This window comes from Calditerricola satsumensis (assembly GCF_014646935.1).
Taxonomy (GTDB): Bacteria; Bacillota; Bacilli; order Calditerricolales; family Calditerricolaceae; genus Calditerricola; species Calditerricola satsumensis.
In genome coordinates, this window is sequence record NZ_BMOF01000030.1 from 15,574 (window position 1) to 27,749 (window position 12,176).

Consider the following 12,176-nt stretch of genomic DNA (forward strand, 5'->3'; position numbering starts at 1 on the left):
TGGGGGGAGGAAAACTCGTCCCCGGGCATACATCCCGAATGCGAAAAATCGGGCTATGCATCCCGCGCCGCGCTCACAGGATCGCGCGCGAGCGGGATGGCGGTAAAGGGAATGCCCAGCTGGCGGAGAAACGCGCGCTCGCGATCCCGGCAGGTGAACAGCAGCACCTGATGGGTTTTGGCCAGTTCGCCCAAATAGGCCAGCGCGCGCATGAGGCGCTCGTCGTCGTAGTGGGCAAAGCTGTCGTCCAGAAGCGCCGGAAGCGGCGTGCGGTAGGAGAAGCGTTTCAGCAGCGCGACACGCAGCGCGAAGTACAGCTGGTCCGACGTGCCACGGCTGAGGACATCCTGCGGGCGCGCGCTTTGCGTCTCCTGCTCGATGGCCGTGATGGCCATGCGCTCGTTGGGGTTGATGCGCACATCGTACCGCCCGGCGGTGATGCGCGCCATCACCTCCGCGGCATAGCGGTTCAGCACCGGTGCGACGTCGCGGTGGACGGTTTGGGCCACCTCGCGCAGCAGCGCCAGCCCGCGCTCGAGGGCTTCCCGCTTGTCGTCGAGGCGGCGGGCCTCTGCGTGTAGCGCGTCGAGGCGCGAGCGCAGGTCGGCCGGCCCAGGGCCTTCGCTCTCCAGCGCGGCCATCTCGCCCTGCAGGCGGCTGGCGGCCTCCCGGAGCCGGTCGCGATCGGCCACGTGACGGGACAGCTCCTCCTTGAGCGCCTCCTCCTCGCGGCGCAACGCCTCCAGGCGGGCGGAAATGCGGGCCAGCGCATCGCCCGCTCCTTCGGATCCGCCGGCAGGAACCGGATCCGGCGCGTCGCCATCTGCCTCCTGGGCCTCAGCATGACCGGAAGCCGTGTCACCTTCAGCGGCGGCCGCAGCGGAAAGGGACGCCAGCGCCTCCTCCACCGCCGCGAGCGCCGCCTCCCGTGCCGCGCCGTCCGCCTCCCGCTTGAGCGCCTCCAGCCGCTGGGCGGCGCTGGACCGGGCCGCCATCAGCGCCGTCCACCGCCGGTGCGCCGCGGCCCGTTCGGCCAGCGCCTCCACCGTGTCGACCCCGTTGCGGGCGAGAATGTCGGCGAGGGCCGCGCGATCCGCCTCCAGCTCCGCCCGCACCTCGGTCCAGCGCTGATGCAGGATGGCCTGTTCGCGCGCGAGGGCCTCGCGCTTTGCCGCGGCCTCCGCGTACGCGTTCCGCTCGGCCCGCAGGCGCGCCGCCTGCCCCACGGGATCCTGCGCATCCGGAGGTACCCCCCACGCCGCCAGAAACGCGGCAAGCGTCTCCCACGCGCGCGCCTTCTGCCGCTGGAGTTCGTCGCGCAGCAGGCGGGGGCGCTCCCGCTCGTCGGCCTCCCGCAGCGCCTCATGGTAAAGGGCGTAGAAGGCCTCCGCGTCGGCGCAGTTCCATTGGGCCAAGAGCTGCTCCACGGCCCGTTCTTTTCCGCGGACCAGGCGGGCAGCCTCCTCGGCCTCGCGGGCGGCGTCGGCCATCTGCCGCTCCAGGTCCGCATCGTACCGGGCAAGGTCGTCCTCCGTCGGCAGCGCGGCCAAGGCCGCCTGGTCGGCTTCCCATTCCCGGGCCAGCAAGTCCAGCACGTCGCGGGCCTCTTTCGCAGACTCCGTCGTTCGGGCGCGCCACCACCAGGCCATCACGAGGCCCAGCGCACCGATGACGGCCAAGAGGCCTCCCCACAGCGGCTGCCACAAGAGGAGCGCACCGCCCAGCGTCAGGATCGCCGCGCCGAGGGCGAGGCCCACGCGGCGGATTCCCTTGCCACTCGCGCGGGCCTGCCGCTCCCGCAGCTGGCGCAGGCGCCCTTCCTTTTCCGCCACCCGCTGGGCTAGGTTGCGCCGTTGCTGTTGCTTCGCGCGCAGCGCGGTCCGCTCGGCCTCGATCGCCGCGCGCCGGCGCTCGGCCTCCGCCTGCCTTTCCTTTAGCGCGCGCAGCTCCGCCTGGTGCGCCTCCAGGGCCCGCAACGCACCGCGCAGGGCAGCCCGCTCGGCTTGGTCAACCGGACTGGGCGTCTGGCCGTATTCCCCGCCCAGCTGCGCGAGACGCGCGACCGCCTCCTGCCACCGTTCGACGGCCCGCTCGTACGCCTGCCAGTCCGCGTCGGAAACCGCGCCCCAGTCGACGGTGAAGGCGCTGCCTTCTTCCAAGGCCTCGAGCGCCTCGCGGATCGCCGAAAGCCGCCCTTCCAGTTCGGCGACGTTTTGCTCCGCGCGCGCCACGCGTTCGGCCAACTCCCGCGCCCGCTCCGCATCCCCCGGCTGGTAGGCGGCGGCGTGGCGCACCTCGGACAGGGCCTGGTCCAATTGCGCCAGATGCTCCACCGCCTCGTTCCATTCGCCCAGAGCCGCCGACGCCCGCTGGCGCCGCTCCAGAAGCACCTGGCGTTCCTGCTCGCGCGCGCGCAGGGCGTCGAGGCGACGCATGTCGGCCCGCACGCGGGCCAGGCGCTCCTCGCACGCGGCGACGGCGCGTTCCGCTGCGGCCAGCTGTTCGCGGACCGTGCGGTGCTCCTGCTCCAAACGGCGCAGGCGCGCGGCGCGCTCCTGGGCCCGCTCCCATTCCGCCGTCACCTCGCGCATCTCGCGGAGCACGGTGGCGTAGGGCGTCTGGCCGCGGTCGGTTTTCCCGATGGCGCGAATCTCCCGCTCGAGCGCCTCCACAAGCGGCGCGACCGACGTCTCGTCCCCGAAGGCGCTGAGGCCGCGCAGGTGATCGAGGAGATGGTCGGCGTGCTCCACCGGGAGCGGATGGAGGACGGCCACCTGCTCAAACAGGGTGCGGTTCAGCCCGATCTGCCCCTCCACAAAATTGCGCTCCCGCCGCTTGTCCTGGGGGTACTGGCGGGTGATGTCGGCCATCTCGGGAAGGAGGTAGAGCCGGCTCTCGTCCTTCTGCCGGTCCAGGTTGCGCTCGAGGCGGTAGACCTGGCCCAGCACCTCGTATTCCACCACCGTTCCGTAGGTCTTCGCCGTCCAGGGCTTGTACCGCTCGTACTGGGGCAGGTACTTGCGCTGCGACACGTAATCCCGCTTCAGCCCGTACAGGGCGGCAAGGAGCGCCTCGAGCAGCGTCGTCTTGCCCGCCTCGTTCGGCGCCTCGATCAGGTTGAAGCCCGGGGAAAAGGTGAAGGTGGCGTTCTCCCATTTGCCAAAGCCGCGAATGAACAGTTGGCGCACGATCATCCTCGCTCCACCAGCCTTCCGTAGGCGTGGAGGTCCAGCACGGCATGGAGTGCGTCGGTCCACAGCCGTTTTTCCCGCTCGTCCGGTGCCTCGTCGATGCGGCGCAAGGCTTCGCGCACAAAGCCGCCGATCACGGTGGGCTCCTGGGCATACTGCTGCACGTCATACGCCGGCCGCACGTCGCTCACCACATCGACGGCAAAGAAGGCGTCGGCCAGCCGCTCGCGAAGCCACCCCGTCTCCACGGACAGGGCGGGATTGACCAGGCCGACGAGGCGCAAACGGAGCAGGCTCTCGGGGTTTTCCCCCTTGATTTGGCGCCTCACGCGCTCCAGCACGGCCTCCGGGGTCTCGCACCCGGAGACGTCCACGTCCCGCACCACGTAGGCGCGGCACGAGATGGGGAGCGTCTCCAGCTTGACCCCGCGCTCGGTCAGCTCGCCGTAGAGCACCGTGCGCACCCCTTGTTCCTTCCACCCCAGCCCCTCGGGGCTGCCGGGGTAGGCGGCCAGCACGCGGCTCGGTTCGGCGGGATGGGGAATCTTTTGCCCTTTGTGGATGTGGCCCAGGGCCACGTAATCCACGCCCGTCGCCGCCAGCTCCTCCACCGTCACCGGCAGGTAGGGATCGTGCTCGCCGGCGTGCTCCGATTGCGCTAGCGACGCGTGGACGACCATGATGTGGTGCCGCGCTTCGGGCACCGGATTCGCAAAGGCGCGCACCACCGGCTCGGTCACGGCGTAGCGGTCAAACCCGTACCCGTGCACGGCGCAATCCAGCTCGGGCAGGTACACCGTTTCCCATTCCCCGCCAAACACGTGCACGTTCTCCGGCCAGTCGACGGTGCGGTAGTAGGAGTCGGGAAGGGCGGGGTCATGGTTGCCGGGCGCCACAAAGACGCGGATAGGGGCCACCATGGCGCACAACTCGCGCAAATAGGCGATGGTGCTTTTTTGCACGAGCTCATGCTCAAACCAATCGCCGGCAATGAGGATCAGGTGCGCCGCTTTTTCCTGGGCCAGCCGAAAGATGCGGGCCACCGTCTCCCGATACTCCGCGCGGCGCTGCGCGAGTCGGGACGGTGACAGGGAAAGGTGCGAAAGCGGCGCGTCGAGATGGACATCGGCGGTGTGGACAAAGCGAACGCCCAACGCGTTCCCCTCCTTCCGCGCGCACGATGGGGCGACGGCCCGCAGACGGCCGATCCCTGTCTTCCGTGACGGAGTCTAATTTCGCGAGCCCGCGCCGTTCTCCTGCCGCGTCGACAAAAGTTGCCGCAAACCGCCATGCGCGATACCCCCTTTACCTGCCGCTCCGTTGTGATACAATAGGATCCGATTCCTTTCGCCTTTCGAAAGATCAGACCGACGAAATCAGTGGGGGATGAGGGCATGCGCCGTTCGGTGGTCTTGGCCCTCGGGTTTGTGGTAACCGTGTGGGGGCTGAATGTGGTGATGGTGAAGTACCTAGTGGGCCTCTTTCCGCCGCTTGCGCTCGCCGCCACGCGCATCGCCCTGGCCGCGCTCTTGCTGGTGCCGCTGGTGTGGTGGCGGGAGGGGCTGCCGCGCCTTTCCCGCCGCACGTGGGGGCTCATCGCCGCCGCGGGCACGTCGTCGATCTTTTTGCACCAGATTTTTCTTTCCGTCGGCTTGGCCCACAGCTCCGCCGCCCACGGCGCCCTCATTCTGGGCCTCAACCCCTTGGCCACCTCCCTCTTGGCCGCGTGGTTCCTCGGCGAACGGCTCACCTGGCAGCGCCTGGCCGGCATCACCCTAGGCTTTCTTGGGGTGGCCCTCCTCGTCACCGACGGCGACCTGCGCCGCATCGGGGCCATCCAGCGGGGCGATGCGCTGATGTTCGGCGCCATGCTCACCTATGTCATCGGCACGCTTTTCGTCAAGGTCGCCACCCGGGAGGCGTCGGCCCTTGTCGTCAGCGCCTATTCCCACCTGCTCGCCGCCGGGCAATTGGGCGTGACGGCGCTTTTCGTCGACGAGCCCCCGCTCCCGCCCGCGATCGGGTGGTGGCCGATCGCCGTGCTGCTCGTCTCCGCCTGGGCGTCCACCGCCATGGGGGCCTTCCTCTGGAACTGGGCCGTCCAGCACATCGGGGCGGCGACGACGGCCATGTGGCTCAACGGGCTGCCGGCCACCAGCCTGTTCTTTTCCGCGCTCCTGCTCGACGAGGAGCTGCACGTGTGGCACGGCATCGCCTTGGCCTGCATTGTCGCCGGCGTCTCCTTGGGCGTACGCGGCGGCAAATCCCCGCATCCCGTGGTAACCCCGAATCGCGGCATCGCCGGGGACACGCGTGCGCGCTACCGCACCCCTTGACAGGCGCACGGCAAGTTTTGACAATGAGAGTGAACACCTTCCAGAGGGGGATGGGGGATGGAGTACGTCAAACTGGGGAACTCCGACCTGACCGTATCGCGCATCGGTCTCGGCACGTGGGCCATGGGCGGCTGGATGTGGGGCGGAACCGACGAGGCGCAGGCCATCGCCGCCATCCATCGGGCCCTCGACCTCGGCATCAATCTGATCGACACCGCGCCGGTGTACGGCTTTGGCCTGTCGGAAGAGATCGTGGGCAAGGCCCTGGCCGAACGCGGGCGGCGCGACGAGGTGGTGATCGCCACCAAGGTGGGGTTGGAATGGGACGACCGGCAGCGGGTGTGGCGCAACGCCACGCGGGCGCGCATCCGCCAGGAAATCGAGGACAGCCTGCGCCGCCTGCGCACCGACTACATCGACCTGTACCAGGTGCACTGGCCCGATCCCGACACGCCGATCGAGGAAACGGCGGAGGAACTGCACCGCCTCTACAAGGAAGGGAAAATCCGGGCCATCGGCGTGAGCAACTACACGCCGGAGCAGATGGAGGTGTGGCGGCAGGTGGCCCCGCTGCATTCCAACCAGCTGCAGCTCAACCTGTTCCAGGCCCATCTGCTCGACACCGCCTTCGCCTACTGCGCCGACCACGACATCGGGACGTTGACGTGGGGCACGCTGGCGCACGGGCTGTTGACAGGCAAGATCACGGCCGACACCACCTTCCCGGAAAACGACCTGCGCAGCCGCCATCCCCTATTCAAGGGTGAGCGGTCCCGCCAGTACCTGGCCGCGGTGGAGCGGCTCAAGGCCCTCGCCGCGGAATACGGAAAGACCGTCGCCCAGCTCGCCGTGCGCTGGGTTCTGGAGCAGCGCGGCGTCTCGGTCGCCCTGTGGGGCGCGCGCCGGCCCCAGCAACTGGACGAGGTGGAAGGCGCCGTCGGCTGGGCGCTGTCGGCCGAAGACTTGGCGCGCATCCGGCGCATCCTCGACGAGACGATCACCGATCCCGTGGAGCCGCGCAAGAAGCAAGGACCGCCGGCGCGGTCGGAACTGGCAGCCAAAACGGAATAACCCCCGAACGGAATGGCCCATCGTGCAGACCGGCCTCCCCGGACCTACGGGGAGGCTTTCTGTGTCGCCACGAAAACAAAACGTTCCATCAAACACGGCAGCGGCGCAGACGTGTCCTCGGACGTACGTCGATCAAAAAAATGCCCGTGGTCGTCAAAACGGTAACTTTTACCCCCAGGGTATCCCCTGGGGGCTTTCGTTTCAACCTTCACCTAGCCTTTAGGCCAGGTGCAATAACAACAAAGGCGCGTTCCGGTGCAATATCGGATGGTGCATGAAACGGTAACGGAAGGCATGTCGCGGGTGCGAAGACGGGGGCTGAATCGGGCACACGTCCTCATATCCGAATCACCCGGCATCCATCCAACAAGACCAAATACCGCTCGCGAACCGGCTGCCGCCAGATGCGCGAGGCGGCGCGCACGTACCACTCAAGCTGGACGCGGTGGCGCGCCACGAGCGCCTCGTCCGTGAGCGCGTCGATCCGGTCGGTTTTGTAGTCGAGGAGCACCAGACCGCCGTCCTCCTCGAAGAGGCAGTCGATGACGCCCTGCACGAGGACGAGGTCTCCAGCATCCGTCTCTGCGGACCGCGCCGTCCCTCTTTCCTTGAGGACATAACAGGCGCTTGCCGGCACGGCCAGCGTAAAGGGCACCTCCCGCCACACGCGCCGGGCCGCGCGCAGCCGCCGGCCAAGGGAGGTGGCGAAAAACGCGGCCAGCGCCGCCGCATCCACCCCTTCCGCCTGCTCGGCGGTCAGATGTTCGGCACGCACGAGCGCCTCCAGCTGGGCGCGAATGGCGTCCTCATCCAGCGGGCCGCTCAGGTCAAGCCGCTGCAGCACGGCGTGCACGGCGCGGCCGCGCTCGGCAGCGGACAAGGCAGGGGCGACAAACGCCGGCCGCAGGGCAAAGGCCTGCGCCAACCGGGCAGAGGGCCCTCTGCCGGGTTCCCCCGAGCCCTCTTCGCCCATCGCCTCCTCGTCGGTCGGCTCCCACGCCGCGGCGTTGAATGCTTCCTCCCCCGCTTCGGCTTGCCGTTTGAGGGCCGACACGGACAGCTTGGCCCACTGCCCTTCCGCCTCGGCATGGGGGTACCGCCATTCCAAGGCCCTCACCACCGCGTCGCGCAGCGGCGAGGTGACGGGAACGGGACGCCCCTCGGCTATCGCCGTCAGCCACGCGGCTTCCGCCTGGGATGAAGCCGACGACCCGTCGCCCAGCGCGGAAGCCGGGAGAAGGCGTACCGACCACCGCGACGGGTCGTCCTGCACGTCGGGGGGAGATGTCGGCTCCACCTGGGCCGCGCAGCGCAGGGGCGCGCCGTCGCGGTGGCGGAGGACGGCCGGCGCGATCCAGTCCAGGAAGCAGCGGGCCGCCATGCGCTCGGCAGCGGGAAGGAGCCAGTCGGACGATTCGGCGGCGCGTGCCCACCGGTCTGCCGCCTTGGCCAGGTCGCGCACGGTGCCGACGAGAATCAGCTTCTCGCGCGCCCGCGTGCAGGCAACATAGAGCAGGCGCAGCTCCTCGGCCAGGCGCTCCCGTTTGAGCCGCTGCCGGATGGCCAGCTGGGGCAGCGTCGGCCGGCGCACGCCGGCCTCCGGATCGACGTGCGCTACGCCCAAGCCCAGACGGGGATGCAGCACCACCGCCTGCCGGTCGTCCTGCTCGTTAAACCGCTTGCCCAATCCGGCCACAAACACGACGGGAAATTCCAGGCCTTTGCTCTTGTGGATGGTGAGGATGCGCACCACGTTTTCCTGTTCGCCGAGGGCCCGCGCCGCACCGAGGTCCTCCCCCTGCTCGCGAAGGGCCTCCACCATCCGCAGAAAACGGTAAAGCCCGTGGTGGCCCGCCTGGGCGAATTGGCGTGCCCGCGCGAGCAGGGCCCGCAAGTTGGCTTGGCGCTGCGGTCCGCCGGGCATCGCCCCCACGGCGTCCATATATCCGGTTTCCCGGTACAGCGTGTCGATCACGGCATCGAGGGGCCGGCGGGCGGCCAGCGTGCGCCAGCGGTCCAGATCGGCCAGCAGCGCGCGCAGCTTCTCGGCCAGCGCCGGGCGCGGGGCGTTGGACAGCGCGGCGTAGGCCTTGACCGCCTCGTAGAAGGGCCCGTCCGATTTCTGCAGGCGGATGTGGGCCAGGTCATCGGCCGAAAGCCCGACGATGGGCGAACGGAGCACGGCGGCCAGCGGAATGTCCTGGTACGGATTGTCGAGGACGGCGAGGAGGGCCAGCATCACCCGCACTTCCGTGGCATCGAAATAGCCGGTGGACAGCTCGGCATCGGCGGGAATGCCCTGGCGGTGAAACTCCTCGACCAAGAGCGGCGCCCAGGTGCGGCTTTCCCGCAGCAGCACGACAATGTCGCGGTAACAGGCCGGCCGCACGACCCGCTGTTCCTTGTCGTAGACGGAAAGCGGCGGCGCGTCCGCTTGGCCCGTCAGCGCGCGGATGGCGCGGGCGATGGCCCGCGCCTCCAGACGGGCCGCTTCCACTTCGGCAACATCCGGCTCTTCCGCTGACGCGCCTCCGTCCCCGCCCGCGCCGATGGCCTCGTTCTCCGCTGCGCCGTCACCGTCGCCCATCCCGGTTTCCGCGTCCGCCTGCCCCCCTTCCGCCCGGTCGATCAGCACCAGCTCACACGTGTAGTCGCCTCCGTCCGCCGGCGGGTAGGCGGCGCCGCACACGAGCTCCGCCCGCGCGTCGTAGGCGATCTCGCCCACCTCGTCGTCCATCAGCTGGCGGAAGAGGAAATTGGTCGCGTCCACCACCTCCCGCCGGCTGCGGAAGTTGCGCGTCAAGTCGATGCGCACCCCGCGCTCCTCCGCCGGCGTCCCCGTTTCGGGGTCATCCACCGCACAAAAGGCGCGCGATTTGGCGACGAACAGGGACGGATCGGCCTGGCGAAAGCGGTAGATGCTCTGCTTGCCGTCGCCAACCAGGAACCGGCCGTCGTCGCGCGCCACCAAGCGCAGGATGGCTTCCTGGACGCGGCTGGTGTCCTGGTACTCGTCGACGAGGACCTCGACAAAGCGCCGGCGCAAGGCCTGGGCGACGGGAGACGGCACCAGGCGATGCGGCGCTTCCGCGGGCGCGCACAGCACCTGCAGGGCGCCGTGCTCCAGGTCGGCAAAGTCGACGAGGCCCCGCTCGCGCTTGACCTGCTGGTACCGGGCGGCAAAGGCGCCCACCAGCTCGACCAGGGTGCGCACCACCGGCGCCATGGCCCGCAGGTCGGCCAGATGCACCTCGGGCGGTCGGGAACCGAACGTCTGCCGCAGCTCGTCGACGCGCTTCTTCACCCGGTCGCGTATCGCCTTGATGCGCGCCTTCCGCGCCTCGTCCACCTCGCCGCGGATCGATTTGAGGCGGGTGAAGGTCGCGTCCTCCAGGGCGGAGGCCAGCGCCTCCCACGAACGGGCGCCTTCGACGAGGCGATCGAGCAGGGCCAGGTCGGCCTGCAGCGCCTCGGCGTAGGCCGCCGGACCGCCCGGCGCTTGGGCCAGGGTCAGGGCGTAGCGGAGCGCGTCGCGCAGGCCGGCCAGCTCTGCCCGCACATGGCGCATCCACTCGCTCCACCACGCGGCCACCCGTTCGCCGTCGACCTCCTCGTATGCCCGCGCGGCCTCCTCCAGCCACGCCTCGGGCCACGGATGGCTGCGCGCAAAGGCGTGCACCCGCTTCACCAGCGCCTTGAGCGGCTCGTCGCCGCGCTCGCTCCCCAGCCAGTCGGCGAGGCAAAAGAACGGGTCGCCTTCCGGACGGCGATAGGCTTCCTCCAGCACCGCCTCCAGCGCCTCGTCCTCCAGCAAAAGGGCCTCCATGGGATCGGCGACGCGAAAGACCGGCGGGAGGCCGAGCGCGTCGGCGTGGCGCGCGACCACGTCCAGGCAAAAGGCGTGGATCGTCGTGATGGTCGCCCGCGGCAGCAGGGCCAGTTGGCGGCGCAGGTGGCGCGACGTCGGGTTGGCGGAAAGGAGCGCTTCCAGGCGCGAGGCGATGCGCTCGCGCATCTCCGCCGCGGCGGCGTTGGAAAAGGTGACCACGAGCAGGCGGTCGACGTCGACGGGCTCGGCGTCGTCGACCAGCCGCCGCACCACCCGCTCGGTGAGCACCGCCGTCTTCCCCGAGCCCGCCGCGGCCGTCACCAGCACGTTCGCGCCGCGGAGGCAAATGGCCTGCCACTGTTCATCGGTCCACGGGCTGCCCTCCGGTTTGGGGGGCACGGTGGGCATCGCCTTCCCTCCCCTCTTCGCTCATGAGCATCCAGGCCGCCTCCCCGCGCACGTCGGCCAGCGGGCGCACGCGCGGGGCGTCGATCAGGGCGTCAAACTGGCACACCGGTCGGTACGGGCAACGGGCGCACGCCCGCTCCGCCTTGAGCTGGTACGGAGAGATGGCCACCACGCCGCTGGCCAGCTCCTGCGCGAGACGCGCCGCCTTGGCCCGCACAAATCGGCGCAGGACGGCCCATTGGTCGGCGGTGAGGACGGCGTCGGTGCCGCGCCCGCTGACGGTGCCGTCCTTTTTGCGGTAGCCCGGCACGACGTCGGAGTGCCCGCTTTCCCACTGCGCATCCAGCAGGCCCGCCGCCTCCCCGTCGGCCGTCACAAACCCGCGCAGCCGGAACGCCCGCAGGCGCAGGCGGTCAACATCCGCATCGTCCTGGGCCTTGGCGCCGTCGACGAGGGGGCGATGGGGGCGGAAGAGAAACATTCCGGCGGGCACGGCCTCCTGCCCCTCCGCCTCGGCGGCGGCCAGCGCCACCTCGAGGTACAGCGGAAGCTGCAGGGCCAGGCCGTGCACCACCTGGGCCAGCGACACCGTCGCCGCCCCCGTCTTGTAGTCGATCACCCGCACGTACCGCTTGCCCCCGACATCGGCGAAATCGACGCGGTCGATGCGCCCGACCAGCTCAACCGGGGTCCCGTCGGAAAGCTGCAGGCGCAACCCCGGAAGCGCTTGGCCCGCGCCAAAGGGCGCCTCCAAGGCCATCGGACGAAAGGCGCCCCGCCGCCCCTGTTCGGCCAGGGCGGCCAGGCTGTCCGCCACCACGCGCGCCAGAGCCCGCAGCCAGTGGCCCATGCGGCGGGTGCGCAGGCGTGCAGCCACGCCCATCTCTTGGGCAGCCCGGGCCACCGCGTCCTCCGCCAGCTCCCGGCAGGCGGCGACATCCGCTGCCGCCCACCCCCCGCGGTCCCAGAGGCGCTCCACGGCAATCCGCAGGGCCGCGTGAAGGAGCGTGCCCATATCGGCGGCCTCCAACCGGGCCAGACGCCGCGGCTCGAGGCGGAGGACGTAGGCGGCGAAATGGCGGAAGGGGCAGGCGGCGAAGGTCTCGAGGCGGCTGACGCTCACCGACAGAACCGACCCGTAGAGGGCGCGACGCGTCTCTTCCGCCAGCGGTCCCTCTTCATTGCCCTGCACCGCCACGCGGGCCACCGCACGCATGCGGGGTCCCCACATGGGATGGGCCACCAACCAATTGTAGGCATCCCACCACACGGCATCGACGGGCTGCCCGGCCCGCGCCCGGCGCAGCTGCGCGGCCAGGCCGCGCAGCGCCGGCGACGGCC

The 12,176-nt window shown here is 70.1% G+C and carries 6 protein-coding genes; 2 read left to right on the forward strand and 4 right to left on the reverse strand.

The genetic code is table 11. From position 1 onward, the window contains the following. Window positions 1–53 precede the first annotated feature (53 nt). Window positions 54–3,194 carry an AAA family ATPase gene (locus IEX61_RS07935; RefSeq protein ID WP_188817473.1) on the reverse strand — a complete coding sequence of 1,047 codons (3,141 nt, stop codon included), beginning with the start codon at window positions 3,192–3,194 and terminating at the stop codon, window positions 54–56. Continuing rightward, a complete protein-coding gene (locus IEX61_RS07940; RefSeq protein ID WP_054672049.1) occupies window positions 3,191–4,345 on the reverse strand; it encodes a metallophosphoesterase family protein in 1,155 nt (384 codons plus the stop codon). The genes IEX61_RS07935 and IEX61_RS07940 overlap by 4 nt, the downstream gene beginning before the upstream one ends. 240 nt (window positions 4,346–4,585) lie before the next feature. On the opposite strand from IEX61_RS07940, the gene IEX61_RS07945 reads away from it, so the two are divergent. Both IEX61_RS07945 and IEX61_RS07950 read left to right on the forward strand, forming a co-directional pair. Then, window positions 4,586–5,527 (forward strand): DMT family transporter, encoded by a 942-nt coding sequence (locus IEX61_RS07945; RefSeq protein WP_054672045.1) that lies wholly within the window; start codon window positions 4,586–4,588, stop codon window positions 5,525–5,527. A gap of 57 nt (window positions 5,528–5,584) precedes the next feature. Further along, window positions 5,585–6,598, forward strand: a complete 1,014-nt coding sequence (locus tag IEX61_RS07950; protein ID WP_054672041.1) for an aldo/keto reductase — start codon at window positions 5,585–5,587, stop codon at window positions 6,596–6,598. Between the two features lie 337 nt (window positions 6,599–6,935). Here the strand turns inward: IEX61_RS07950 and addA are convergent, their stop codons facing one another. Together addA and IEX61_RS07960 are read right to left on the reverse strand one after the other, a co-directional pair. Beyond that, window positions 6,936–10,835 carry a helicase-exonuclease AddAB subunit AddA gene (addA, locus tag IEX61_RS07955; protein ID WP_188817475.1) on the reverse strand — a complete coding sequence of 1,300 codons (3,900 nt, stop codon included), beginning with the start codon at window positions 10,833–10,835 and terminating at the stop codon, window positions 6,936–6,938. Beyond that, window positions 10,789–12,176 (reverse strand): PD-(D/E)XK nuclease family protein (locus IEX61_RS07960; RefSeq protein WP_188817477.1); only part of this gene is annotated, 1,388 nt, incomplete at its 5' end. The genes addA and IEX61_RS07960, both read right to left, overlap by 47 nt.

Bases quoted from the DNA above. Each gene is read 5' to 3' on its own strand.
- IEX61_RS07935 (WP_188817473.1), bottom strand. From the start codon at position 3,194: ATGATCGTGCGCCAACTGTTCATTCGCGGCTTTGGCAAATGGGAGAAC.
- IEX61_RS07945 (WP_054672045.1), top strand. From the start codon at position 4,586: ATGCGCCGTTCGGTGGTCTTGGCCCTCGGGTTTGTGGTAACCGTGTGG.
- IEX61_RS07950 (WP_054672041.1), top strand. From the start codon at position 5,585: ATGGAGTACGTCAAACTGGGGAACTCCGACCTGACCGTATCGCGCATC.
- addA (WP_188817475.1), bottom strand. From the start codon at position 10,835: ATGCCCACCGTGCCCCCCAAACCGGAGGGCAGCCCGTGGACCGATGAA.